Below are 23,819 nucleotides of genomic sequence, written 5' to 3'. Positions count from 1 at the left end.
CCGTGGCGGGGCGGTGTCAAGCCCCTGCACGCGACGCCGTGTCGGGACTAGGAACGGAGCATGAGAGCAGTCACCTGGCATTCAGCGCGCTCCGTCGAGGTCTCCGTGGTCGCCGATCCGGGGCTGATCGAGCCGACCGACGCGATCGTGCGCGTGACGTCCACCGCGATCTGCGGCTCGGACCTGCACCTGTACGACGTCTTCGGTCCATTCATGCACCGCGGCGACATCCTCGGGCACGAGGCCATGGGGGTCGTCGAGGAGGTCGGGGCGGCCGTTCGGCGGGTGAAGGCGGGCGACCGGGTGGTCGTGCCGTTCGTGATCGCGTGCGGAACGTGCCACATGTGCGTCCGCGGCCTGAGCAGCCAGTGCGAGACCACCCGGAACACGGACCACGGCACCGGCGCCATGCTCTACGGCTACACGGAGCTCTACGGTCGGGTTCCCGGCGGCCAGGCCGAGTACCTGCGCGTGCGCCTCGCCGACGCGAACGCGCACGTCGTCGGTCATGACCTCCCCGACGAGCGGTACCTCTTCCTCACGGACGTGCTGCCGACGGCCTGGCAGGCGGTCCGGTACGCCGGCGTCCCGCCCGGCGGATCGATCGCCGTGCTCGGCCTCGGACCCATCGGGCAGATGGTGGTGCGGATCGCCGTGCACGACGGGATCCGGGTGATCGCCGTGGACCCCGTCGTCGAACGGCGTTTGATGGCCGAGCGGTACGGCGCCGAAACGCTCGACCTCGACGATGACGTGCTGGAGCGCATCCGTGAGCTCACACGCGGTCGAGGTCCGGATGCCGTCGTCGATGCCGTCGGGCTCGAGGCCGACGGCAGTCCGGCCGCGGCCCTCGCGCAGAACGCGGTGGGGGTCCTGCCGAGCGGCATCGCCAAGCCCGTCATGACGAAGGCCGGCCTCGACCGCCTCGCGGCCCTGCACCTCGCCATCGAGGCGGTGCGTCGTGGGGGCACGGTGTCGGTCGTGGGGGTCTACGCGGGCAACCTCGACCCGATGCCCATGATGACGATCTTCGACAAGCAGCTCACGATGCGGTTCGGCCAGGCGAACGTGCAGCACTGGCTTCCCGAGCTGATGCCGCTCGCCGAGGCCGAGGCGGACCCGCTCGGCCTCGAGGATCTCGCAACGCATCGGGTGCCGCTCGCGCGCGCCCCCGAGATGTACGAGATGTTCAAGGCGAAGTCGGCGGGCTGCATCAAGGTCGTCCTGAAACCGAGCACCCTGACCAGCTGATTCCCGAGCAGCGCGACGCGGCAGCCGCTCAGATGACGTGCCCGTCGGGATCGAGCGGATCATTCCGGTGCATTCCCGGCTTGTGGGCATCGAGCGGATCGTCGCTCGACAGCTGAGCATCGGGATCGCTGAGCGACGGGCCTTCGGCGCTCGGCGGTGGGAGATCGCGCAGGAGGCGCCGGCGTGCGGCGTCGTCGAGGAGTGCAGGCTCCGGTCGGTCGGGTTCGGTGCGGGCTTCGGCGATCCGCGGTCGCGGCTCACCCATGACGTGCTCCTTTCGGTGGGGGCGGAGTTGGAGGCATCCGCTCGCTTCACGGTAGGCACAGGCGCTTCCGCCCGACAGGGGGTTGACCCGATCGGCTCGAGCACTCAGTTCGTCGACGGCCGGCGGCGCGCTCGCCCGACGTGCCCGGTCATGCGCCCGTCTCGTGGTGCGGCGTCGCGACGGGCTTCGACTCCGGCGAACCGCGCTGCCTGAGATAGACGGATGCCCCGACGATCGCGGCGACGGCGAGGAACTCGCTCTGCCAGTTCTGCAGGGACTCGAACCAGAACTGGGAGGTGCCGAGGTACTCGACGGCTCCGACGGGCGGCAGCCCGTGCTGGGCTTGTTCCTCGGAGTAGGCCTCGGCTCCGCCGACCGCGTGGAACCAGAACGAGAGTCCGAACAGCACGAAGAAGAAGATCGCGAGCGAGTTCTCGTAGAGCACGAGCCAGACGCCGCCGCGCCGCACCGGCCACGGGGTGTCGGCCGAGATCGACGTGTGGCGCGGATCGTCGTCTTGAGGCGTGTGCTCGCCCATCGGCTTGGACTCCGACGAGCCCTTCTGGAAGAGGAAGATCGTGAGCACCACGTACGCACCCATCTGCAGGAACTCCGACTCCCAGTTCTCGAACGTGGCCTCGATGAACGAGCCCGAGCGGAGATACTCGGCGAAGGGAATCGCCGAGGATCCGTGCGCGAGCTGCTCCTCGTTGTAGACCTGCAGGCCTGTGATCGCCATGCCGGTGAGGCAGAGGAGGAAGATCACCATGCAGACGAGGAAGAGGGCGTGCTCGTGGAACCAACGTCCAGCGTCCGCAGCCGGGGCCGGGCGCGTCTCGGCGCGTGTCTTCGTCATGTCGCCTCCTCTGACCGTGCTTCGCTCGGCGGTGCTTCGATCGTGACGCCGTTCACGTGCGGGCGGCAAGGCCTTGACATCGCTCACGTGCCATCGAAGGCTTGTCGAGTTCTTGCGCGGGCTCCCGTAGCATGACGGCATGTCGAGGAGACTCGCGGATGTCGCGCGCAAGGTCGGAGTCAGCGAAGCCACCGTCAGCCGGGTGCTGAACGGCAAGCCGGGCGTCTCGGCGTCGACCCGCGACGCGGTGCTCACCGCCCTCGACGTGCTCGGCTACGAGCGCCCGACCAAGCTCCGCGGCGAGCGGGCCCGGCTCGTGGGCCTCGTCATGCCCGAGCTGCAGAACCCGATCTTCCCCGCGCTCGCCGAGGCGATCGGCGGCGGCCTCGCTCAGAACGGCTATACGCCGGTGCTCTGCATCCAGACGGCCGGCGGCATCTCCGAGTCCGACTACGTCGAGCTGCTCCTGCACCAGCAGGTCTCCGGCGTGATCTTCGCGGGCGGGGCGTACGCCCAGGCCGAGGTGAACCACGATCACTACGGGCGCCTCCGTGAACTGAAGCTCCCGACCGTGCTCGTGAACGCCCCGATCGACGGCCTCGACTTCGCAACGGTCTCGTGCGACGACGCGACCTCGATGGAGCAGGCGTTCGGGCATCTCGTGCAGCTCGGGCACGAGCGCATCGGCATCCTGCTCGGCCCGAGCGACCACGTGCCGTCGCAGCGCAAGCACGCGGCGGCGCTCCGCATGGCCGAGCGGCACGGCCTCGAGCTCGGCGACGACCGCATCGTGCACTCGCTCTACTCGCTCGAGTCGGGCCAGACGGCGGCGACGAAGCTGCTGGCCGCGGGCGTCACCGGCATCGTCTGCGCGAGCGATCCGATGGCGCTCGGAGCGGTACGAGCGGTGCGGCGGGCGGGCTTGCGCGTGCCTGAGGACGTCTCGGTGATCGGCTACGACGACTCGGCGCTCATGAACTGCACCGAGCCTCCGCTCACCACGGTGCGCCAGCCGATCGAGGCGATGGGCAAGATGATCATCGAGCTGCTCATGCGCCAGATGTCGAGCGATCGGGCGATCGGCGACGAGGTCTTCTTCGCCCCAGAACTCGTGGTGCGCGGCTCGACGGCGCCGGCCAAGCGCTGACAGGTATTCCGCAGCCGCTTGCGCGGATCAGGCAAGCGGATGCCGCAATTCCACGCAAATCAACGCAAACTGAAGTCGATTTGTTGAATAGTTGCATCATTCTGTTGCTCTCATTACGTTGACGGTCATTGACGCCGTCGTCCTCCCTCGACACGGCGTGCCCGCCCCGTCGACACGAGGAGACGCACCGCGTGACCATGCACCTCACGGACGCCGCATCGGCGGCCACGGCCTCCTCGGTCGGCGCGCCCGACCCGTTCTGGTGGCGGAGCGCGGTGATCTACCAGGTCTACGTGCGCAGCTTCGCCGACTCCGACGGTGACGGCACGGGCGACCTCCGCGGGGTGCGCAGCCGACTCGGTTATCTGAAGGAGCTCGGCGTCGACGCGCTCTGGTTCAACCCGTGGTACCCGTCGCCGCTCGCCGACGGGGGCTACGACGTCAGCGACTACCGCGACATCCACCCGGCCTTCGGCACCCTCGAAGACGCCGAACTCCTCATCGCCGACGCGCTCGCCCTCGGCATCCGCACGATCATCGACGTCGTTCCGAACCACGTCTCGAGCGAGCACCCCTGGTTCCGGGCCGCGCTCGCCGCGGGACCGGGCTCGCCCGAGCGCGAGCGGTTCTGGTTCCACCCGGGCAAAGGGCCGAACGGGGATGGGATGCCCACGAACTGGGTCTCGAACTTCCAGGGCGACACGTGGACGCGCACGACGAACCCCGATGGCACGCCGGGGGAGTGGTACCTGCACCTCTTCACGCCCGAGCAGCCCGACCTGAACTGGAACCACCCCGACGTGCGCCGCGAGCACGAGGAGATCCTGCGGTTCTGGTTCGACCGCGGGGTCGCCGGCGTGCGCATCGACTCCGCGGGCCTGCTGATCAAGGATCCGGCGCTGCCCGAGGTGCCCGCCGACGTCGAGCCCGGCGGCCACCCGACCGAGGACCGCGACGAGGTGCACGACGTCTACCGCGCCTGGCGGCGCATCGCCGACTCCTACGACGGCACCCGGGTGCTCGTCGGCGAGGTCTGGGTGCCGGATGCCTCACGCTTCGCGGCCTACCTCCGCCCCGACGAGATGCACACCGCCTTCAACTTCGACTTCATGTCGCGCCCATGGGATGCCGCGGAGCTCCGCGGATCGATCGACCTCATGCTCGCCGCGCACGCCCCGGTCGGCGCCCCGAGCACCTGGGTGCTCTCGAACCACGACGTCACGCGGCCGGTCACCCGGTACGGTCGGGAGGACTCGGGCTTCGCCTTCGCGAGGAAGCGCTTCGGCACGCCGACCGACCTCGAGCTCGGGGTGCGTCGTGCACGGGCCGCGGCGCTGCTCACCGCCGCACTGCCGGGTTCGCTCTACCTCTACCAGGGGGACGAGCTCGGGCTGCCGGAGGCCGAGCTGCCGCGCGACGTGCTCGAGGACCCGATGCACTTCCGCTCGGGCGGCGTCGACCCCGGTCGCGACGGATGCCGCGTGCCCCTGCCCTGGCGCGGCACCGAGGCGCCGTTCGGGTTCAGCCCAGCCGAGCCGCGTCTGAACGGCACCGTCGCCGCCCCCTGGCTGCCGCAGCCTGCCGAGTGGGCCGCACTCACCGTGCAGGCGCAGGAGGCCGATCCGGGCTCGATGCTCTGGCTCTACCGTCAGGCGCTCCGACTGCGGCACCGCGAGCCGGCTCTCGGCGACGGCCCGATGACCTGGCTCGACGGCGACCCGCAGGTCCTCGCCTTCGCTCGCGGCGACGCCTTCGTCAGCGTCACGAACCTCGGCGGCGAACCCGTCGCGCTTCCCGAGCACGAGAGCATCCTGCTCGCCAGCACCCCGCTCGTCGGCGGGCTGCTGCCACCCGACTCCACGGCCTGGCTTCACCGGAGCCCCTGACCGTCGAGGCCGCGGCGAGCGCCATGCCGCGGCACGCATCCAGCAATCACACCTGAACACAGCACCGAAAGGACTGGACAATGAAGTCACCACGCAAGGTCGTGATCGCCGGCATCGCCGCGTTCGCGATGGTCGGCGCCCTCGCCGCCTGCAGCTCGGGAGGCAGCGAGAGCGGCAAGACCGAACTGAGGGTCGCGACCTTCCCGCCCGGGGCCGACGCCGCGGCCTACGAGGCGTTCGACGCGCAGGAGAAGCAGTTCGAGAAGGCGAATCCCGACATCGACATCATCGGCGTCGAGTACGAGTGGGAGGGCCCGACGTTCGCCGTGCAGCTGGCGGGCGGCAGCCTTCCCGACGTCTTCACCGTGCCCTTCACCGACTCGAAGACCCTCCTCGAGAACGGCCAGCTCATGGACGTGACCGACGAGATCGAGGAGCTCGGCTATACCGACAGCTTCAACCCCGTGATCCTCGACGGCGTCACCGACTCCGAGGGCCGCATCTTCGGCTTCCCGCGCCAGGCGTACGCCATGGGACTGCACTACAACCGCACCCTCTTCGAGGAGGCGGGGCTCGATCCTGACAGCCCGCCCACCACGTGGGACGAGGTGCGCGAAGACGCGAAGGTCATCGCCGACAAGACCGGCAAGGCCGGCTACATGCAGATGACGCAGAACAACACGGGCGGCTGGCAGCTCACCGCAGCCACCGTGGCCCGCGGCGGCAGCACGCAGACCGACAACGGCGACGGCACGTACACCTCGACGATCGCGAACGACGGCACCAAGGCGGCGCTCGAGTTCCTGAAGGAACTGCGCTGGGAGGACGACTCGCTCGGCTCGAACTACCTGCTCGACTGGGGCAGCATCAACCAGGAGTTCGCAGCCGGCAACATCGGCATGTACACGACGGGTTCCGACATCTACACGGCGCTCGTACGCGACTTCTCGCTGAACCCCGACGACTACGGACTCACGGTCATCCCGATCGAGAATGACGGCGGTACCCTCGGTGGCGGCGACATCGCCGTCGTGAGCCCCACGGTCGACGACGAGACGAAGGCCGCGGCCGTCACCTGGATCGACTGGTTCTACATGCAGAAGCTCCTGACCGAGGACGCAGCGGTGCTCGACGCCAAGACCCTCGCCGAGAGCGACCAGGCGGTCGGCACCCCGCTCCTCCCGGTGCTGAACCGAGACGCCTACGAGCAGTCGCTCGTGTGGATCGAGCCGTACATCAACGTGCCGCGCGACCAGATGACCCCGTTCATCGAGGGCATCTGGGAGCAGACCCCGGTGGGCGAGCCGAAGGGCAAGACGCAGGAGATCTACGCCCTGCTCGACCCCGTGGTGCAGGCCGTGCTCACCGACCAGAACGCCGACATCGACGCCCTGCTCGAGCAGGCCGACGCCGAGGCGCAGGCGCTGCTCGACGAGTAGTGCACCGAGCGGATGCCGCGGCGCGGGCCTTCCCCCGAACCGCCCGCCCCGTGGCATCCGCTGTCTCCGGCCTCGAAGGAACTAGATGACCCTCACCGCGAAACCTCACGCCGCCGCCCCGCCCGCTGATGAGGGCGTGCCGCCCGCGGCATCCGTTCACCGCACGCGCCCGCGGAACCTCCGCACCTGGGTGCGGGGCGGCGGGCTCTCGACGCTCGTCTTCCTCGCGCCGATGCTCGTCGTCTTCGGGATCTTCAGCTGGTCGCCGATCGTGCAGTCGATCGTCATGAGCTTCCAGCAGACGAACCTCCTCGACCCGCCCACGTGGGTGGGCCTCGACAACTTCGCCGCTGTGCTGAGCGACCCGCTGCTCGGCACCGCAGTGCTGAACACCCTGTACTTCGCGGTGCTCGCCCTGCTCTTCGGGTTCCCGCTGCCGATCCTCGTGGCCGTGCTCATGAGCGAGGTGCGGCGGGGTAAGGGCTTCTACAGCGCGCTCGCCTACCTGCCCGTCGTCGTGCCGCCGGTCGTCGCGGTGCTCCTCTGGAAGGTCTTCTACGATGCGAGCCCGACCGGGCTCTTCAACACGATCCTCGGCTGGTTCGGCATCCCGGCCCAGCCGTGGCTGCAGTCCTCGGCGACGGCGATGCCTTCGCTCGTGCTCGAGGCGACGTGGGCGGGCGCCGGCGGCTCGATCATCATCTACCTCGCCGCCCTCCTCGCCGTGCCGCCCGAGCTCTACGACGCCGCCGAGGTCGACGGCGCCTCGATCTGGAACAAGATCTGGCACGTCACGCTGCCGCAGCTCCGCGGCATCCTCTTCATCATGCTGATCCTGCAGGTCATCGCGACCGCACAGGTGTTCCTCGAGCCGTACCTCTTCACCGGCGGCGGTCCGAACAACGCGACGGTGACGATCCTGCTCCTCATCTATCGCTACGCGTTCCAGAACAGCCTCGGCGGCGATTACGGGGAGGCGACGGCGCTCAGCGTGATGCTCGCGGTCGTGCTCGCCCTGCTCAGTTGGCTCTACTTCAAGCTCACGAACCGCTGGAGCACCTCATGACGACGGCACCATCTGCACGGGACATCCGCCTGCCTCGGCTCTCGCTGAAGGGGCGAAGGTCGAAGCGATTCGACGACGAGCCGCGTGACCGCGGCATCGTGTCCGACTTCGACGGAAAGAAGCGCGGCGTCAGGCTCGGCATGGGCGGCGTGCACCTCGCGCTCTTCGTCGGGCTCGTCGTCGCCGGCCTCGGCCCGCTGCTCTGGCTCGCGAAGTCGGCGGTGACCCCCACGCAGGACACGCTGCGCCAGCCGCTCGCGCTCTGGCCGAACGGCATCGACTGGCAGAACCTGCAGTCCGCGTGGGTCGAGGTGCACATCGACCAGTTCTTCTGGAACACGATCGTGATCGCGGCGGGCTCGTGGTTCTTCCAGTTGCTCGTGGCGACCACGGCGGGCTTCGCGCTGTCGGTGCTCAGGCCCCGCTACGCACCGATCCTGAACGGCGCGATCCTCGTCACGCTCTTCATCCCGGCCGTCGTGCTGCTCGTGCCGCTCTACCTCACGATCGTGAACCCGCCGCTGCTCGGCGACGTGTCGCTGCTCAACAACTACCTCGCGGTGTGGCTTCCGGCCGCCGCCAATGCGTTCAACATCCTGCTCGTGAAGCGCTTCTTCGACGCGCTGCCGCGAGAGGTGTTCGAGGCGGCGAAGACGGATGGCGCGGGCCCCTTCCGCCTCTTCTGGTCGATCGTGCTGCCCATGTCGAAGCCCATCCTCGGCGTCGTGTCGGTGTTCGCGATCATCGCCGCGTGGAAGGACTTCCTCTGGCCCATGCTCGTGCTGCCCGATCCGGCGGTGCAGCCGCTCTCGGTGCGCCTCCCCGCAGTGCAGGGCTCGATCGAGCTCGACGTGTTCCTCGCGGCGCTCGCGATCTCGACGCTCATCCCGGTCGTGCTGTTCCTCCTCTTCCAAGGGGTGTTCCTGCGGTCGGCCGGCCTCGGGGGAGCCGTCAAGGGCTGACGGGCAGCGGATGCCGCGGCTCGCGCCGTGTCGCCGGTGCGGCGTAGCGTGGGCGGCGTGGAGCATCCCCGAGTCGTCGACCCGCGGCATCCGCTCGTCGAGCGCGTGCGCGCGGTGTGCCTCGCGCTGCCCGAGGCCGTCGAGGTCGAGGCGTGGGGCCGACCGACGTTCCGGGCGGCGAAGCCGATCTTCGTGCACGTGAGCGCCTCGATGGACCGCCCGCTCTCGATCGTGCTGAAGACCGACCCCGACGAGCACCAGGCACTCACGCAAGACGGGCGTTTCTTCGGTCCGCCCTACTACGACCGTGACCGATGGGTCGGCGTCGACCTCGACCAGCCCGACACCGACTGGCAGCTCCTCGCCGAGCTCATCGAGACCTCGTATCGCCAGGTCGCGAACCGTCGGCAGCGCACCGCGCTCGACGTGCTGCGGCCCGAGCACGCCGACGGCTGAGACCGTCGGCCCCACGGTTCGCGGCATCGAGTCCGGGCGAGGCGGCGCTCGATTGGCGAGATCTGAGCCGGTGCGTTAGAGTTACGTGGTTGCCTGATCGCGAAGGAAGCGCCAGGCGACATGACTGCGCCCGTAGCTCAACGGATAGAGCATCTGACTACGGATCAGAAGGTTGGGGGTTCGAATCCCTCCGGGCGCACACTGGTTGAGACAGTAGGAGAACGGCTCGCGAAAGCGGGCCGTTTTTCGTTTTCCCGGGCGGCGGCGGCCACTGTGCACGCGCTTCATGGTGGCCCGCAGTTCGCTGGGAGTCTGCTGAGTATCGGCGTGGGTGACGTGACACAGGGGTGACGCGGCTGCGCGGCGCCGGTTAGGCTCGCCTCACATCTGATTCTGGGGATCGAGAGTTCGGATATGAGGGGTGCGTTCGCCGGGGTCCCTCCGGAGGCGTTGAACCGGGTCCTCGTCGTGCCGACGCACGCGGTGGGTGCCGATACTGCCGAACGTGAGGGGCACGTTCGGCTCAGAGCCGTACGCTCGCGACCGCTCGCCTCCCATGTGCGGCGCATCTACGCCCTGCTCATCGCCGCGGCCGTCTCGATCGTGCTCTATCGAGCGCTCGATCCCCGGTTCTCCACCGGCGGTCACTCCCACGGGATCGACGTCGTCTGGGTGGTGCCGGCGCTCGCGGGCGGTGCAGCCGTCGGCGCGTGCCTCGTCGTGGCCTCGGCATCGAGCAACGCGATCGCCGCGCTCACCCGGCTCGGGCTGCCGGCATTGCGCGTCGAGTCGCGGGCGATCGCCAACGGCATGACCTGGGCGGCGATCGCGTTGCTCGCCGTGCACTTCACCTCCGAGGCATTCGACGGGTTCCCCGGCGGGCACGAGCTGTTCGGGCTCCTGCTCGGGCTCGTGTTCGGCGTCGGCACGTTCCGCCTGCACCGCGGTGCGATCGAGCACGAGGCCTACCGCACGTTCAACCTCGTCGCGATGCTCCTCGCCGCCGGCAGCCTCGCGAGCATGAGCATCACGCCCACCGGCGACTGGTGGACGCACAACTTCAGCACCCTCGGCACGTCGAACGACCTGGCCGCCGCGTGCTTCAACGTCGCGATCATCGTGTCGGGATTCGGCATGGCGGGCCTGTCGGGGCTGCTCACCAGATCGCTCGCGCACGGACCGTTCGCACTCCGCCCCGGAGCCCGCACCGTGATGCGGTTGTTCGTCGCGCTCGTCGGCCTCAACCTCATGGGCGTCGGGCTCGTGCCGATCGACACCGACACCGACCTGCACAACGGCTTCGCCGTCGGGGCGGCCGCGGCCTTCGCCGTGCTGTGCGTCGGCATCCAGCTCTTCGCGCCGCGGATCCCGCGGTGGTTCGCCCGGTTCTCGTATCTCGCGGTCGCCGTCGAGGCGGCCGCGATGGTGGCCTACGACCGGCTCGGCCTGTTCAACCTCACGGTCTTCGAGATCGTGGCCTTCACGCTCGTGTTCGCCTGGCTGATCGCGCTCGTGGTCGCGACCGTGCACGAGCACGGCGAACGGCCGGCGGATGCCGCGGCGACCGTTCGCGGCATCCGTCGCTGCCTCTCCCGGCCGGTGGGCGCGGCGCGTCGCACGCCCGAACCGCTCGCCGTCGCGCGACTCGCCCGCGCCGAAGCGGTGGCGCGCGCGCGAACCCTCGGCGTGCCGCCCGGCGCGAGGTGCGATGGCCGGCGTCTGCGCCACGTCGTTCCCGCCCGAACCGTGCGGCTGAGCTCTGTCGCGGCGCCCCCGTGGCCGTGGCGACGGCGCCGTGGACTGCGCCGCTCGAGGCGCGTCGGCCGGGACGGTCGAGTAGAGTCGCGCCATGGCCACCGACATCGTCGAAATCGTCCGCAACGATGACCGCCACCGCTACGACCTGACATTCGGGGGCGAGCGCGCGGGCTTCGCGCAGTACCGGCTGGAAGACGGCGTGATCGTCTTCACGCACACCGTCGTGCTGCCCGAGTTCGAGGGGCGCGGCCTCGGCAGCAAGCTGGCCCGCACCGCGCTCGACGACGCCGTCGCCCGCGGTGAGCGCATCGTGCCCGAGTGCCCGTTCATCGCCGCCTACCTTCGTCGACACGAGGAGTACGAGGCATCCGTCGACTGGCCCTGATCGCGGCCGCCGACGTGCCCGCGCGGGCGTGAGAGCCGCGCGTGGAAGCGTTCTCACCCCCCAATCGGGGCAGTATCCACCGGTCGATCGGGCGGATACGATTCGAGCAGACCCGAGTCGACCCCTGTGCCGACCTGCTCGTGCTGACCCCCGCGAGCAGAGCGACGGAGCATGCTCCGATCGCCGGGACAAGCTCGCCGGGCTCAGTTCGGGTCGCTCGGCGGGAGGTCTCCCACGGAGACCGCGGTGGGGTGGGAGGTAGGGTTCCCGCCCCACCGTCACCCGCCGCGCCGTTCAGGCCTGCGCCTCGGGATGCTTCGAGCGTCGCGCGGCGGCCTTCCAGGTGAAGTCCACGGCGACCGCGAGTACGATGATGCCGACGAGGGCGAGTGCCGTCGTCGGTTCGTCGACGAGCGTCGTGGTGCAGAAGATGATGAACGTGCCGAGTGTCGCCACCAGAGCGATGACGAGCATGATGATGCTCGCGCCCGTCTCGCGGTACAGCCGGAAATGGGCGACCGTGACGGCGGAGAACACGAGCAGGGCGACCGCGCTGCCGATCGAGGCGATCTTGTTCAGATCGAATCCGATCACGAGCACGCTCGCGAGTACCGCCATGACGACGAGCCCGACCGGGAAGCGCCCGACCGAGCGGCTGAACATCGGCGGGAATTGCCCGACGGAGGCGAGGTGCTGCGTCATGCCGATGGATGGGTAGAGGCCCGCGTTAACCGCACCCGTCGTCGAGAAGAGCGCCGTGATCACCATGAGCACGTACCCGGCCTGGCCGAGCGACGGCTTCGCGGCCTCGGCGAGTGCCGTCGTGCCGTATTCCACCACCTGGTCGGCGGTGAGCGTGCCGAAGACGCCGATCGAGACGGCGATGTAGATCGTCGTCGCGATGGCGAGTGCCATGTAGATGGCTTTCGGGAGCTGTCGGGCAGGATTCGGAAGGTCCTTCGCGGTGAAGGTGATCACACCGAACCCGAGGAAGGCGAAGAAGGTGAGGGCGACGCTCGCCACGATCTCCTTCGCGGCGGGGTAGCCGGCGGGCGCGAGCAGGGCGAGGTCGATGTTCGCGATCGTGACGGCCGCGAACACGACGAGGATGCCGAGGACGACGATCACGATGACCGACTGCACACGGGCGACGGCGGTGGCGCCGACCGTGTTCAGCACCGACATCACGACGATCAGCGCCACCGCGAGCACCTTGCCCCACGTCTCATCCCCGCCCGCGACGACCGAACTCGCGTATCCGCCGAACGAGGTGGCGATCATCGCGACCACGATGGACCCGGCCGTGAAGAAGAGCCAGGAACCGATACCCGTGAGGTGGCCCTCGCCGAGACCTCGAGAGAGGTAGGTCAGGATGCCGCCGCCCGACGGGTACTTCGCCCCGAGCTTCGCGAAGGAGTAGCCCTGGAGCCCGGCGATGATGCCGGCGATGAGGAACGACACCCAGACGGCCGAACCGGCGACCGCTCCCGCCGCGCCGAGCAGCGCGAAGATGCCGGCGCCGACCATGGAGCCGACCCCGATGAAGGTAGCCTGGAGCACGGTCATTCGCTTCTCGGACTGCGGAACGGACACGCGCACCTCGCCTTCGCGGCGCCCGGCTGCCGAACGACGGCCGGGCGGTTCGATCAGGACCGTTCTGCTGCTGCGAGTCCCTGGATGAAGAGGGTCTGCGCGGCGATCATCCGCTCGATCTCACCGGGGTCGACCGACTCGTCGGATGCGTGGATGCGCGACTGCGCTGTGTCCTCCGCTCCCCAGAGCACGATCGCCGAGTCCGGGGCGACCTTCTGGAGGGATGCCACGAGGGGGATCGACGCACCGCTGCCGATCGACTCGACGGGTGCGCCGTACGCCGCCTCGAGGGCGGCCTCCGCAGCGACGATCGCGGGATGCGAGGCGTCGACGGCGAACGGATGTCCCGTCTTCACCTTCTCGACCTCGACCTCGCAGTTCCACGGGCGCTGGGCGCGCAGGTGCGCCATGAGGGCGTCGAGCTGCGCGTCGGCGTCGGCGCCGGGGACGATGCGCATCGAGAGCTTCGCCGTCACCGACGGCAGCAGCACGTTCGACGCCTCTGCCGTGTTCGGCAGGTCCATGCCGAGCACCGTCACCGAGGGCTTCGCCCAGATGCGGTCGGAGAGCGAACCGGTGCCGAGGTAGTCGACCCCGGGCAGCACCGCCGACCCTTCTCGATAGACGTCCTCCTCCATGTCGGCACCGCTCCAGTGCCCGCTGTCGACGCCGGGGATGACGGTGTCGCCGTGCTCGTCGTGGAGCGTGTCGAGGATCCGGATCATCGCCGTCATGGCGTCGGGCGCCGCGCCGCCGAACATGCCCGAGTGCACGGGGTTGCCGAGCGTGCGCACGGTCACCGTGCACGCGACATCCCCTCGAAGCGCGGTCGTGAGACCCGGCCGCCCGACGCGCTGCGGGCCGATGTCGGCGATGACGTACGCGTCGGCGGCGAAGAGCTCGGGGTTCGCCTCGACGAACGCCTCGAGGTGGGAGATCGTCTCCTCCTCGCCCTCGACGAGGATCTTCAGGTTGCAGGGCCGGTCGGCGCCGAGGAGCTTCAGGGTGCCGTAGTGGATGACGAGGCCCGACTTGTCGTCGGCGGCGCCGCGACCGTACATGCGGCCGTCGTCCTTCGTCACGGGCTCGAAGGGATCGGTCGACCAGCCCTGGCTCTCGGCGGCCGGTTGCACGTCGTAGTGCGCGTAGAGCAGCACGGTCGGCGAGCCCTCGGGGCCCGGGAGGTCGGCGTAGACGCACGGGTAGCCGTCGGGCACGTCGAGCAGCTTCACGCCGGTGGCCCCCGCCGCCTCGAAGAGCTCGACGACGGCCGCTCCCATGCGGTGCACGGGCTCGGGGTCGAACCCGGGGAAGGCGACGGATGGGATGCGCACGAGCGTCTCGAGACGGTCGAGCACCTCGGGCATCAACTGCGCGGCGGCGGACTTCACGTCTGCGGCGTCGGTCATGGGTTCCTCCTCGGCTGGATGGTGCGGATGCTTCGGGCGCGTCGTGATCGCGCGGTGATCGCGCGGTGCCGCTTCAGGCGGGCACGACGAGCTGGATCAGGAGGCCGGCCCCGACGACGGCGACCCACGACACGAGCATCGGGATCGTGAACGAGTGCCACACCGGCACCTGCGTCAGCTTCGTCGACCCCGTCAGGTCGGTCTCGACGGCGGCGATCTGCGAGCCGTTGGCCGGGAAGAGCCAGACGCCGATGAGCGACGGCCACATCGCCGTGATGACGCCGGGCGCCAGGCCGGCGGCGAGAGCGATCGGGATCATCGTGTTCGTCGTCGCCGACTGGCTCGTCGTGAGGCCGCAGACGATGAACAGCGCGACGGCGAGGAGCAGCGGGTTCGCCTCGATCATCGCGCCGAGCGGCTCGATGATCGTCTCCTCGTTGGCGGAGATGAAGGTGTCGGCCATCCAGGCGATGCCGAACAGCGCCACCGCGGCGACGAATCCGGCCCGCAGCAGCGGCTGCTCGACCACGAGCGACGGCTTGACCTTGCGCACGAGGATGATGACGAGGGCCACCGAGAACATCACCATCTCGATGATGGTCGACATGCCCAGCGGCACGAGCTCTCCGGACTCGTCGGGGAACGCGGGACGCAGGCCCGGGAAGAGGCCGAGCAGCACGATGAGCAGCGTGCCGGTGACGAAGATGTACGCGGCGGTCGCGCCGCCCGGGGGCACGGGGTGCTCGATGCGAGCGGGCGGGAGGTCGGCCGGGGCGACCGGATCGCCGGTCGCGGTGGCCGTCGCCGTCGCGGTGCCGCCGGCCGTCACCGGGGTACCGCCGCCGACCTTGGCCTCGTAGCGGGCCTTCAGCGCAGCGGGCACCTCGACGGTGCCGTCGGCGACGCGCTTCAGGTACACCGGGTCGTCGAGCAGGTCCTTGCCCACGCGCTGCTGCACGAGCGAGGTGACGATGCAGGCCACGATCGCCGCAGGCACCGTGATGAGGAGGATCTGCGGCAGTCCGTAGCCGGTGCCGTCCATGAGCACGAGGTAGGCGGCCATGGCCGCCGATACCGGGCTGGCGGTGATGCCGAGGCCCGAGGTGACGGTCGACGCGGCGAGGGCCCGCTCGGGGCGCTGACCGTTGCGGTACGCCGTCTCGTAGATCACGGGGATGAGGGCGAAGAAGATGTTCGAGGTGCCCGAGAGCACGGTGAAGACGAACGCCACGAGCGGTGCGACGTAGGTGAGCCGCTTCGGATTGCGCTGGATGATCTTCGACGCGATCGCCACGAGGTAGTCGATGCCGCCGGCCGCCTGCATCGCCGACGACGCCGTGATCACCGCGATGATGATGAAGAAGGCATCGATCGGGATGGCGCCCGGCGGCAATTGGAAGACGAACACGAGGATCACCGTGCCGACGACGCCCCAGAGGCCCAGGCCGATGCCGCCTGTGCGGACGCCGAGCACGATCGCGCCGATGACGACGCAGGCTTGCAGTATGACGAGCACGATGTCCATGACGTCCCCCCAGGAACCCAGCCAGAACCACTCTTTAGGCTGAGAGTAGTGCCCGGGGGAACCGCACGTCTACGTCGGGTTTTTCGCGCTTCCTCGCGGCTCCGAACGCGTCAGGACTGGTCGAGTTCGGGGCGCAGCCGGTTGCAGAGATCGGCGAGCGTGCGGAGCTCGTCTTCGGACAGGCTGTCGCCGAACTGGCGGTTGATGGCGTCCATGTGGGTGATCGCGACACGACGGAAGAGATCGAACCCCTCGTCGGTGATCGCGACGATCGTGCCGCGGCCGTCTCTGGGGTCGGGCAGCTTCGCGACGAGCCCACGGGTCGTCAGCCGGTCGACGAGACGGCTCACGCTCGGCTGGGTGATGAGCACGTTCTGGTTCAGGTCCTTGAGCCGCAGGCGTCGGCCGGGCGCGCGCGTGATGTTGAAGAGGACGTCGTACTCGTTGAGCGAGATGACGTCGCTCGGGAACTCGGCCGCGAGTGCGCGCATGATCGAGACCTGCGCGCGGAACAGCGATTCCCAAGCAGCCACCGTGATCGCGCGATCTGCCATGCGGGGTCCTTCCGATTGTGGGCTGATCCCACAATAGGGAACCTCGGGAGGAATCGGTTGAGGGCCGGTCGTAGAGGCTGACGGTGCGCGGTTGAGGGCCGGTCGTAGAGGCTGACGGTGCGGGGGCGCTGCCCCTCGGCTCACCGTCTGGAATCGGTTGAGGGCCGGTCGTAGAGGCTGACGACCGGCCCTCTCCCTTGCACCAAGAGTGTCCTGCAATCACATTCCACGTCGCTTGCCACAGCAAACAAGCGGCGCAGTTCCGAATATATAACGGATCGGTAACAGGCGCTAGTTATCGTTCCGTTATTTTTCGAAGCGGCCGAATCCGCGCCCTCCGGCGCGCGCCGGAGGGGCCTCAGTACAGGTCGGGGGACGGCGTCGAGGCCTGGCGGATCGAGACATCCGCGTGACGGTCGAAGCGGTAGCCGACGCCGCGAACCGTGCGCACGATGTCCTGGTAGTGGGCGAGCTTCGAGCGCAGGCGACGCACGTGCACGTCGATGGTGCGCTCGCTCGGAGCCTCGTCGTCGGCGTCCCAGAGGTTGTCGATGAGCTCGTGGCGGTCGATCGTGCGGCCCTCGCGGAGCACGAGGTACTGCAGCAGCTCGAACTCCTTGTAGGTGAGGCCCGCGGCCTCGCCATCGAGGAGGACGCGCTTGCGCGAGATGTCGATGATGACGCCGTTGGGGTGACGGTCGGCGTCGTCGCGGACGCCCTGGCCTTCGCGCTGCTTGGCGAGCGCCGAGGGGTCCTGCAGGGCGAGGCGCACGACGTCGACGTCGCGGCCGCCGGCGCCCTCCGGTGCGAGTGCGACCGCGGCGTACGTCTCGGCGGAGGGCGAGACCTCGGCCGTCAGGGCGCGCAGCGCCTCGACGATGCGGTGGAGGGTGGTGCCGTCGGCGAGCGCCTTGGCCTCGTCGATGCCGACGTAGAGCACGAAGCCGCGTGCTTCGGTGCCCTCGGGCACGGCGCGGACACGGGGGCTGCGGCCGGCGGCCGCGTCGGCGGAGGAGGCCGCGGCGATGGCCGGCTCGGCGACGTCAGCGGGCACGGAGCGGAGCGGGGCGGACACATGCGTCGGTGCCGCAGCGAGCGACGGTGCGGTGCGGGCCTGGACGGTGCGGATGGGAGCGGGTGCGAATGCGAGAGACATGACGGAGAATCCTTGCGTGAAGGGTGCAGCGACGGACCCCTGGAGTCGGGGTCTGAGCGAATGGCCGGACGGCCGGGCGAACCCCCGGATGCGGTGGGTTCAGAGGAGTCGGCGTCGATCTGGATGCGGATCGGCTGCGGAACTCGGCGGTGGGGTCGCGGTCAGCGGCACATTCGACAACACATGGCTGCACGTGCCGGCATCATCATGCCGGTCGTCCTGAGAACGCCGTGGGCGGTCAGGTTGCGTGCGGTGTCTGTCATGAGCGTCAGTCAAACCGATCGTCGAGCATGTGTCAATTCGTGACCATCACGTGACGGGGTGTGACATCGCACGCGGTGCGCGATGCCGAGAGGCAACCGGCAGGATCAGTCAGCCCGACCCGAAGCGCGCAAGATTCTGCGACGAATAGGCAGTTTCAGAAATCTTCCGCGTCGGAAACTCGCCCCGGCGTGTCGAGGCTCGAAGATCCTTCGGTGAAGGTGATTCGTGGCGCTGCTTATACCGTGCCGTACAGCCGGTCGCCTGCATCGCCGAGGCCGGGCACGATGTACCCGAGCTCGTTGAGTCGCTCGTCGACGGCGCCGAGCACGATGGTCACCTCGCCGCGGCCTTCCATGGCCGCCTCGACGGCTGCGAGCCCCTCGGGCGCCGCGAGGATGCAGATCGCCGTGACATCCGTCGCGCCGCGCTTCAGCAGGAACTCGATCGCCGCGATGAGCGAGCCGCCCGTCGCGAGCATCGGGTCGAGCACGAAGCACTGGCGGTCGGAGAGGTCGTCGGGCAGTCGCTCGGCGTAGGTGGTGGGCTCGAGCGTCTCCTCGTTGCGCGCCATGCCGAGGAAGCCGACCTCGGCGGTCGGCACGAGCTTCACCATGCCCTCGAGCATGCCGAGGCCCGCGCGAAGGATCGGCACGATGAGCGGCTTCGGGTCGGCGATGCGCACGCCGGTGGTGGGTGCGACGGGGGTCACGATGTCGACCGGCTCGACCCGCACGCCGCGCGTGCCCTCGTAGGCGAGGAGGGTCATGAGCTCTTCGACGAGCGAGCGGAACACCGGCGACGGCGTCTTCACGTCGCGGAGCACCGTCAGCTTGTGGGTGATGAGCGGGTGGTCGGCAACGTGGACTCGCATAGGCTCGAGTCTAGTTCGGGAGGGTCGAGCGCGGAGGGGGAGAACGTGGAGCTGCCGCAGCACCGGGAGTGGATGCGCCTCGCGCTCGCCGAGGCCGCCCAGGCGCCCGCGACGCGTGATGTGCCGGTCGGCGCGATCGTCGTCGATGGCGCTGGACGGGTCATCGCCGCGCGCCGGAACGAACGCGAGCTGCACGGCGATCCGACCGCCCATGCCGAGCTCCTGGCGCTTCGCTCGGCGGCCGAGGTCACGGGTGACTGGCGGCTCACCGACTGCACCCTCGTGGTCACGCTGGAGCCCTGCGTCATGTGCGCCGGAGCGATCCTGGCCGCACGGATCCCGACCGTCGTGTTCGGCGCCTGGGACGAGAAGGCCGGTGCCGCCGGCTCGCTCTACGACGTGCTGCGTGATCGCCGGCTCAATCACCGGGTCGAGGTGTACGCCGGTGTCGAAGCGGATGCCGCGGCGCGACTGCTGCTCGAGTTCTTCGAGGACCCGCTCAGGCGCTCGTGAGCCCCGCCGAGAGCCGGCGGAAGTTGTGGACGGCCCGCTCCGCCGGCGACCCGGGTCCTACCTCGGGGTCGTCGGTCTCGGCCCAGGCCTCGAGCGCGATGCGGATCGCGTCGGTCGCCGCTGCGGCGACGAGACGTGCGGTGGGCTCGTCGACCGTCGGCCCGCCGAGCTCGAGGATGACGCCCCGAAGCTTCGTCTCGGACTCCCGGTTCACGCGGTACCACACGTTCATGAGGGCGGGGTCGTCGACGCCCGCGCGCAAGAGGCCGCGCGTCCAGCTCACGCCTTCGAGGTCATCGCCCGGCGGGGTGAGCGCCTCGGCGATCGCGCGCTCGATCGCGATGAGCGGGTCGACGGATCGATCGGATGCCGCGAGCAGCGCCCGCCAGTGGTCGGCGCCGACGGTGAGGAGCGGGGCGACGGCGTCCTCCTTCGTCCGGAAGTAGCGGTAGAAGGTGCGGAGCGCGACACCCCCTGCCGCGGCGATCTCCTCGGCGGTCGTCGCGTCGGGGCCGCGGTCGGTGAACAGCCGGGCGGCGGCACGGGCGAGCTCGAGCTGGGTCGCGGCCTTGCGGCGTTCGGTCAGCGTCGGGGGTCTCTCATCCACGTTCGAAGCGTACGCGATGCCGCGCGATCGGTGGCGTTCGTCGCCACACTGGCACAACGTGTCAAGGTGGCGTAACGTGTAACACAACTTCCCGAACCCCGAAAGGTCACCAGTCATGAACCGTTACGAAGGACGCCGCGCGATCGTCACCGGCGGAGGCTCCGGCATCGGCCAGGCCACCGTGCTGCGCATGCTCTCCGAGGGCGGCGTCGTCGTCGCCGCCGACGTGAGCGAGGCCGGTCTCGCCGACACCGTGGCGAAGGCCGGCGACGCCGCCGACCGTCTCACGACCGTCGTCGTGAACATCTCCGACGAGGCATCCGTTCGTGATGGCGTCGCTGCCGCGGTCGCCGCGCTCGGAGGACTCGACGTGCTCGTCAACGCGGCCGGCATCCTGCGCTCCTCGCACACCCACGAGACGACCCTCGAGCAGTTCCAGCAGGTCATCAATGTGAACCTCGTCGGCACGTTCCTCATGATCCGCGAATCGATCCCCGCGCTCCTCGAGGGCGACGGTCCTGCGGTCGTGAACTTCAGCTCGACGTCGGCGGCGTTCGCGCACCCCTACATGTCGGCCTACGCGGCCAGCAAGGGCGGCGTGCAGTCGATGACCCACGCACTCGCCGCGGAGTACGGCAAGCAGGGCATCCGCTTCAACTCGGTGCAGCCCGGCTCGATCTCCTCGGGCATGACCGACGGCAGCGGTGAGAGCAAGCAGAGCCAGGGCCCCGGCCTGCCCGCCGACGCCGACTTCAGCCTCTTCATGAAGCTCACCCCGGCGATCGCGCAGGGCATGGCGAGCCCCGAGACTGTCGCCGGCGTCGTCGCGATGCTCGCGAGCGACGACGGTGCCTTCATCACCGGCACCGAGGTGCGCATCGACGGCGGCACGCACTTCTAGCCGCTGCAAGACCGACAGGGCGCCGTCCGGGTTCATCCCGGGCGGCGCGCCCTCTCCGCTGTGCATGCCAATGCCCTGCAGGTGCACCACGTCGGAGATCTGCGCCGAATCGGATGGATTCGGCGCACGACGCCGATCTGCTGCAGATCTCCGAAGTCACGGCGGAGACGTGCGGCGTGGAGGCGCGGCGCGGACGCCGAGACGACGCGGTACCTCGACCGGCGGGGCGCGAGACTACGCGGCGCGAGCGTCGCGCGTCGCGAGCCTCTCGAGGTACTCGCCGAGCAGTCGAGCGGATGCCGCCTCCGCGACCGGCCCGAACGACGCGCGCTCCTCGCGCAGCTGCTCGCGGCTGAGGCCGTACTCGGGCAGTTCGTCGCCCCACTCCCGCAGCCAGTCCTCGTGGATCTCGTCGGTGACCTCGGGATGGAACTGCACCGCGAGCAGCCACTCGCCCTTCGCGAACGCCTGGTTCTCGTAGGCACCCGAGGAGGCGAGCCGTTCGACGCCCTCGGGCAGTTCGAAGGTGTCGCCGTGCCACTGCACCGTCGGAACCCCGGCGAAGTGCCGCACCGGCGAGCTCGCGCCGGCCTCGGTCGGCTCGACCGTCAGCCAGCCGACCTCCTTCTTCGGGCCCTTGAAGACCTCGGCGCCGAGCGACTTCGCGAGCAGCTGCGCGCCGAGGCAGACGCCGAAGATCGGCGCCTCCGCCTCGATGCGCGTGCGGAGCAGCGCGATCTCGTCGGACAGGTACGGGTAGCGGTCGGTCTCATAGGCTCCCTCGTCGCCGCCGAGCACGACGACGAGGTCGGGTGCCAGGGCGTCGAGCGTCGAGACATCCGTCGACGGGGCGTCGACCGTGACGATCTCGTAGCCGTGCGCCTCGAGCGTGGGTCCGAGGTTGCCGAGGCCGATCGCGGAGTCGTGGCGCAGCACCAGGGCGGTGCGAGGTCTCGATACGCGTCCGGCTTCGCCGGGCACTACTCGACCGGCACTCGTCACTCGAGGCCCTTGATGACGATGGCGTCGGTGGGCGGGGCCGGGTGGTTCGGCTCGACGTAGACGTCGGGCTCGATGTAGATGGCCCGTGCCGACGGCACCGCGTCGCGGATGCGCTGCTCGATGGCGTTGGTCGCCGCCGACACCTCGAGCAGGCGCTGGTCGGCGGTGAAGCCGAGCTTGGCGGCGATGAGCAGCTCGTCGGGGCCGAGGTAGAGGGTCTTCATGTGGATGATGCGCTCGGCCTCGGGGCCGGCGAGGATCGCCTGCTCGATGCGTTCGAGGTCGTCGTCGTTGGCGCCCTCGCCGACGAGCAGCGACTTCGTCTCGATGCCGAGCACGATCGCCACGAGCACGAGGAGGGTACCGATCATGAGCGTGCCGATCGCGTCGAACGTCGGGTTGCCGGTGATGACCGTGAGTCCGACGGCGAGGAACGCGAAGACCAGGCCGATGAGGGCCGCGACGTCTTCGAGGAGTACGACGGGCAGCTCGGGCGCCTTCGCCCGGCGCACGAACTGCACCCACGTCTGGCGGCCGCGGATGTGATTCGACTCCTTGACCGCGGTGCGCAGCGAGAACGACTCGAGCACGATCGCGATCGAGAGCACGAGCAGCGGCAGCCACGCGTTCTCGAGCTCGTGCGGGTGGGTCAGCTTGTCGACGCCCTCGTAGATCGAGAAGATGCCGCCGACGGAGAACAGGATGATCGACACGACGAAGGCGTACACGTAACGCTCGCGGCCGTAGCCGAACGGGTGCTCCTTGTCGGCGGCCTTCTTCGCCTTGCGACCGCCGAGGATGAGGAGCAGCTGGTTGCCGGCGTCGGCGACCGAGTGCACGCCCTCGGCGAGCATCGATGCCGAGCCCGAGAAGAACCACGCGATGAACTTCGTCAGGGCGATGCCCGTGTTCGCGAGGAACGCCGCGATGATTGCCTTGGTGCCGCCCGATGCGCTCATGAAGAAATCCTAAAGGTGGATGATTGGCTGAGTTCGCGTCGAGCCCGATGCGCTCATGAAGCAATCCTAAACGGGCGTGCCGGGGCGATTCGTCTACGCGAAGCCACAGCATCCGGCCCCGAATCTAGGATGGTCGCATGAGTGCCGAGGCCCCCGTCAGACTGCCCGCGATCGCGTTCCTGGGGGCCGGCTCGATGGCCCGTGCCATCCTCACCGGCCTGTTGCAGCCGGGCATCGAGGTCGACGGCGGCATCCGCGCGACGAACCGCAGCGCCGAGAAGGCGGCCGAGCTCACGGCGCTTCCGGGTGTCGTCGCGTACGCCACCGAGACGGATGCCGCGGCGAACCGCACGGCCGTCGCCGGCGCGAAGCTCGTGGTCGTCGCCGTGAAGCCCGCGATGGTGCCAGCCCTCCTCGAGGAGATCGCCGATGCGCTGGAGCCCGGGGCGATCGTCGTGAGCGTTGCGGCCGGGGTCACCGTGGCGACGTTCGAGTCGCTGCTGCCCGAGTCGGTCGCGGTGATCCGCTCGATGCCGAACACACCGGCCGTCGTCGGCCGCGCCGTCACCGGCGTCTCGGCGGGCACCCGGTCGAGCGACGCCGACCTTGCGCTCGCCGTCGCGCTCTTCGAGACCGTCGGCGAGGTGCTCGTCGTGCCCGAGGCGCAGATCGACGCCCTCTCGACGATCTCGGGCTCGGGCCCGGCCTACGTCTTCTACCTCATCGAGCAGCTCACCGCGGCGGCGGTCGACAAGGGTTTCACGCCCGAGCAGGCGGCCGTCATGGTCGAGGGCACGTTCCGCGGCGCGAGCGAGCTGCTCGCGGCATCGGACGACGGCCCCGCCGAGCTGCGTCGACGCGTCACGAGCCCGAAGGGGACCACCGAGCGCGCCGTGGCCGTGCTCGAGGAGGCGGGCTTCAAGCAGACCTTCGACCGTGCCACCGATGCGGCGCTCGCCCGCGCGCGGGAGCTGGCCGCCGGCGCATGAGCGGC

At 69.5% G+C, this 23,819-nt stretch carries 23 protein-coding genes and 1 tRNA gene; 13 read left to right on the top strand and 11 right to left on the bottom strand.

All coding sequences use genetic code 11. The annotated features are described in order from the left end of the window. Window positions 1–60: 60 nt before the first annotated feature. A complete protein-coding gene (locus tag ASD23_RS03370) occupies window positions 61–1,251 on the top strand; it encodes an alcohol dehydrogenase catalytic domain-containing protein (protein WP_056006219.1) in 1,191 nt (396 codons plus the stop codon). Between the two features lie 28 nt (window positions 1,252–1,279). Here ASD23_RS03370 and ASD23_RS03365 read toward each other — a convergent pair whose 3' ends face one another. Further along, on the bottom strand, window positions 1,280–1,516 hold the full coding sequence (locus ASD23_RS03365; RefSeq protein WP_056006216.1) for a hypothetical protein: 237 nt from the start codon (window positions 1,514–1,516) through the stop codon (window positions 1,280–1,282). Window positions 1,517–1,664: 148 nt separating this feature from the next. Next, the gene (locus tag ASD23_RS03360; protein ID WP_056006214.1) at window positions 1,665–2,372 is read right to left on the bottom strand and encodes a DUF6766 family protein; all 708 of its coding nucleotides are present in this window, start codon (window positions 2,370–2,372) and stop codon (window positions 1,665–1,667) included. Between the two features lie 139 nt (window positions 2,373–2,511). On the opposite strand from ASD23_RS03360, the gene ASD23_RS03355 reads away from it, so the two are divergent. From ASD23_RS03355 to ASD23_RS03315, 9 genes are all read left to right on the top strand, one after another. Continuing rightward, the gene (locus ASD23_RS03355; RefSeq protein ID WP_056006211.1) at window positions 2,512–3,519 is read left to right on the top strand and encodes a LacI family DNA-binding transcriptional regulator; all 1,008 of its coding nucleotides are present in this window, start codon (window positions 2,512–2,514) and stop codon (window positions 3,517–3,519) included. Window positions 3,520–3,716: 197 nt separating this feature from the next. After that, on the top strand, window positions 3,717–5,405 hold the full coding sequence (locus ASD23_RS03350; RefSeq protein ID WP_056006208.1) for a glycoside hydrolase family 13 protein: 1,689 nt from the start codon (window positions 3,717–3,719) through the stop codon (window positions 5,403–5,405). Between the two features lie 80 nt (window positions 5,406–5,485). After that, window positions 5,486–6,844 (top strand): ABC transporter substrate-binding protein, encoded by a 1,359-nt coding sequence (locus ASD23_RS03345; RefSeq protein WP_056006205.1) that lies wholly within the window; start codon window positions 5,486–5,488, stop codon window positions 6,842–6,844. 85 nt (window positions 6,845–6,929) lie between these two features. Then, entirely contained in the window at window positions 6,930–7,910 is a 981-nt protein-coding gene (locus tag ASD23_RS03340) for a carbohydrate ABC transporter permease (RefSeq protein ID WP_200941668.1), read from the top strand. Further along, complete coding sequence (locus ASD23_RS03335; RefSeq protein ID WP_056006202.1) at window positions 7,907–8,872, top strand: carbohydrate ABC transporter permease; 966 nt, start codon at window positions 7,907–7,909, stop codon at window positions 8,870–8,872. The genes ASD23_RS03340 and ASD23_RS03335 overlap by 4 nt, the downstream gene beginning before the upstream one ends. Before the next feature lie 57 nt (window positions 8,873–8,929). Next, window positions 8,930–9,328, top strand: a complete 399-nt coding sequence (locus ASD23_RS03330; RefSeq protein WP_056006199.1) for an MmcQ/YjbR family DNA-binding protein — start codon at window positions 8,930–8,932, stop codon at window positions 9,326–9,328. A 126-nt stretch (window positions 9,329–9,454) separates the two neighbouring features. Then, window positions 9,455–9,527: transfer RNA gene (locus tag ASD23_RS03325), tRNA-Arg, on the top strand. A 215-nt stretch (window positions 9,528–9,742) separates the two neighbouring features. Continuing rightward, the gene (locus ASD23_RS03320; protein ID WP_056006196.1) at window positions 9,743–11,215 is read left to right on the top strand and encodes a DUF998 domain-containing protein; all 1,473 of its coding nucleotides are present in this window, start codon (window positions 9,743–9,745) and stop codon (window positions 11,213–11,215) included. After that, a complete protein-coding gene (locus ASD23_RS03315) occupies window positions 11,178–11,471 on the top strand; it encodes a GNAT family N-acetyltransferase (RefSeq protein WP_056006193.1) in 294 nt (97 codons plus the stop codon). The genes ASD23_RS03320 and ASD23_RS03315 overlap by 38 nt, the downstream gene beginning before the upstream one ends. Window positions 11,472–11,765: 294 nt before the next feature. Here ASD23_RS03315 and ASD23_RS03310 read toward each other — a convergent pair whose 3' ends face one another. The 6 genes from ASD23_RS03310 to upp form a co-directional block, all read right to left on the bottom strand. Then, on the bottom strand, window positions 11,766–13,037 hold the full coding sequence (locus ASD23_RS03310; RefSeq protein WP_056006190.1) for an APC family permease: 1,272 nt from the start codon (window positions 13,035–13,037) through the stop codon (window positions 11,766–11,768). A gap of 80 nt (window positions 13,038–13,117) precedes the next feature. Beyond that, window positions 13,118–14,473 carry a M20/M25/M40 family metallo-hydrolase gene (locus tag ASD23_RS03305; protein ID WP_056006188.1) on the bottom strand — a complete coding sequence of 452 codons (1,356 nt, stop codon included), beginning with the start codon at window positions 14,471–14,473 and terminating at the stop codon, window positions 13,118–13,120. Between the two features lie 73 nt (window positions 14,474–14,546). Further along, window positions 14,547–15,998, bottom strand: coding sequence for an anaerobic C4-dicarboxylate transporter family protein (locus tag ASD23_RS03300; protein WP_056006185.1), 1,452 nt, complete (start codon window positions 15,996–15,998; stop codon window positions 14,547–14,549). 110 nt (window positions 15,999–16,108) lie between these two features. Further along, window positions 16,109–16,552 carry a MarR family winged helix-turn-helix transcriptional regulator gene (locus tag ASD23_RS03295; RefSeq protein ID WP_056006182.1) on the bottom strand — a complete coding sequence of 148 codons (444 nt, stop codon included), beginning with the start codon at window positions 16,550–16,552 and terminating at the stop codon, window positions 16,109–16,111. A gap of 358 nt (window positions 16,553–16,910) precedes the next feature. Next, the gene (locus tag ASD23_RS03290; RefSeq protein ID WP_056006180.1) at window positions 16,911–17,708 is read right to left on the bottom strand and encodes a winged helix-turn-helix domain-containing protein; all 798 of its coding nucleotides are present in this window, start codon (window positions 17,706–17,708) and stop codon (window positions 16,911–16,913) included. Between the two features lie 499 nt (window positions 17,709–18,207). Further along, the gene (gene upp / locus ASD23_RS03285; RefSeq protein WP_056006176.1) at window positions 18,208–18,843 is read right to left on the bottom strand and encodes a uracil phosphoribosyltransferase; all 636 of its coding nucleotides are present in this window, start codon (window positions 18,841–18,843) and stop codon (window positions 18,208–18,210) included. Window positions 18,844–18,888: 45 nt separating this feature from the next. Between upp and tadA the strand changes: the two genes are divergently transcribed. After that, window positions 18,889–19,356 carry a tRNA adenosine(34) deaminase TadA gene (tadA, locus tag ASD23_RS03280; protein WP_268753181.1) on the top strand — a complete coding sequence of 156 codons (468 nt, stop codon included), beginning with the start codon at window positions 18,889–18,891 and terminating at the stop codon, window positions 19,354–19,356. Here tadA and ASD23_RS03275 read toward each other — a convergent pair. After that, window positions 19,343–19,963 carry a TetR family transcriptional regulator gene (locus ASD23_RS03275; RefSeq protein ID WP_056006173.1) on the bottom strand — a complete coding sequence of 207 codons (621 nt, stop codon included), beginning with the start codon at window positions 19,961–19,963 and terminating at the stop codon, window positions 19,343–19,345. The genes tadA and ASD23_RS03275 overlap by 14 nt on opposite strands. A 115-nt stretch (window positions 19,964–20,078) precedes the next feature. Here ASD23_RS03275 and ASD23_RS03270 point away from each other — a divergent pair, with 115 nt between their 5' ends. Next, the gene (locus tag ASD23_RS03270; protein ID WP_056006170.1) at window positions 20,079–20,864 is read left to right on the top strand and encodes an SDR family NAD(P)-dependent oxidoreductase; all 786 of its coding nucleotides are present in this window, start codon (window positions 20,079–20,081) and stop codon (window positions 20,862–20,864) included. Window positions 20,865–21,098: 234 nt separating this feature from the next. Here ASD23_RS03270 and ASD23_RS03265 read toward each other — a convergent pair whose 3' ends face one another. Continuing rightward, the gene (locus ASD23_RS03265) at window positions 21,099–21,800 is read right to left on the bottom strand and encodes a glutamine amidotransferase-related protein (protein WP_162248725.1); all 702 of its coding nucleotides are present in this window, start codon (window positions 21,798–21,800) and stop codon (window positions 21,099–21,101) included. Window positions 21,801–21,862: 62 nt separating this feature from the next. Next, window positions 21,863–22,825 (bottom strand): cation diffusion facilitator family transporter, encoded by a 963-nt coding sequence (locus tag ASD23_RS03260; RefSeq protein ID WP_056006164.1) that lies wholly within the window; start codon window positions 22,823–22,825, stop codon window positions 21,863–21,865. A gap of 137 nt (window positions 22,826–22,962) precedes the next feature. Here ASD23_RS03260 and proC point away from each other — a divergent pair, with 137 nt between their 5' ends. Beyond that, window positions 22,963–23,814, top strand: a complete 852-nt coding sequence (proC, locus tag ASD23_RS03255) for a pyrroline-5-carboxylate reductase (protein WP_056006161.1) — start codon at window positions 22,963–22,965, stop codon at window positions 23,812–23,814. Window positions 23,815–23,819: the final 5 nt, after the last annotated feature.

Source organism: Agromyces sp. Root1464 (genome assembly GCF_001427265.1).
In the GTDB taxonomy this organism is placed as follows: Bacteria; Actinomycetota; Actinomycetes; order Actinomycetales; family Microbacteriaceae; genus Agromyces; species Agromyces fucosus.
This window is presented reverse-complemented; position numbering and strand designations above follow the sequence as displayed.

Excerpts from the sequence above, each read along its gene's own strand:
- ASD23_RS03295 (WP_056006182.1), bottom strand. The coding sequence starts at position 16,552 with ATGGCAGATCGCGCGATCACGGTGGCTGCTTGGGAATCGCTGTTCCGC.
- ASD23_RS03310 (WP_056006190.1), bottom strand. The coding sequence starts at position 13,037 with ATGACCGTGCTCCAGGCTACCTTCATCGGGGTCGGCTCCATGGTCGGC.
- proC (WP_056006161.1), top strand. The coding sequence starts at position 22,963 with ATGAGTGCCGAGGCCCCCGTCAGACTGCCCGCGATCGCGTTCCTGGGG.
- upp (WP_056006176.1), bottom strand. The coding sequence starts at position 18,843 with ATGCGAGTCCACGTTGCCGACCACCCGCTCATCACCCACAAGCTGACG.
- ASD23_RS03270 (WP_056006170.1), top strand. The coding sequence starts at position 20,079 with ATGAACCGTTACGAAGGACGCCGCGCGATCGTCACCGGCGGAGGCTCC.
- ASD23_RS03315 (WP_056006193.1), top strand. The coding sequence starts at position 11,178 with ATGGCCACCGACATCGTCGAAATCGTCCGCAACGATGACCGCCACCGC.
- ASD23_RS03345 (WP_056006205.1), top strand. The coding sequence starts at position 5,486 with ATGAAGTCACCACGCAAGGTCGTGATCGCCGGCATCGCCGCGTTCGCG.
- ASD23_RS03350 (WP_056006208.1), top strand. The coding sequence starts at position 3,717 with ATGCACCTCACGGACGCCGCATCGGCGGCCACGGCCTCCTCGGTCGGC.
- ASD23_RS03260 (WP_056006164.1), bottom strand. The coding sequence starts at position 22,825 with ATGAGCGCATCGGGCGGCACCAAGGCAATCATCGCGGCGTTCCTCGCG.
- ASD23_RS03355 (WP_056006211.1), top strand. The coding sequence starts at position 2,512 with ATGTCGAGGAGACTCGCGGATGTCGCGCGCAAGGTCGGAGTCAGCGAA.
- ASD23_RS03335 (WP_056006202.1), top strand. The coding sequence starts at position 7,907 with ATGACGACGGCACCATCTGCACGGGACATCCGCCTGCCTCGGCTCTCG.
- ASD23_RS03370 (WP_056006219.1), top strand. The coding sequence starts at position 61 with ATGAGAGCAGTCACCTGGCATTCAGCGCGCTCCGTCGAGGTCTCCGTG.
- ASD23_RS03340 (WP_200941668.1), top strand. The coding sequence starts at position 6,930 with ATGACCCTCACCGCGAAACCTCACGCCGCCGCCCCGCCCGCTGATGAG.
- ASD23_RS03300 (WP_056006185.1), bottom strand. The coding sequence starts at position 15,998 with ATGGACATCGTGCTCGTCATACTGCAAGCCTGCGTCGTCATCGGCGCG.
- ASD23_RS03305 (WP_056006188.1), bottom strand. The coding sequence starts at position 14,473 with ATGACCGACGCCGCAGACGTGAAGTCCGCCGCCGCGCAGTTGATGCCC.
- ASD23_RS03320 (WP_056006196.1), top strand. The coding sequence starts at position 9,743 with ATGAGGGGTGCGTTCGCCGGGGTCCCTCCGGAGGCGTTGAACCGGGTC.
- ASD23_RS03290 (WP_056006180.1), bottom strand. The coding sequence starts at position 17,708 with ATGTCTCTCGCATTCGCACCCGCTCCCATCCGCACCGTCCAGGCCCGC.
- ASD23_RS03360 (WP_056006214.1), bottom strand. The coding sequence starts at position 2,372 with ATGACGAAGACACGCGCCGAGACGCGCCCGGCCCCGGCTGCGGACGCT.
- ASD23_RS03365 (WP_056006216.1), bottom strand. The coding sequence starts at position 1,516 with ATGGGTGAGCCGCGACCGCGGATCGCCGAAGCCCGCACCGAACCCGAC.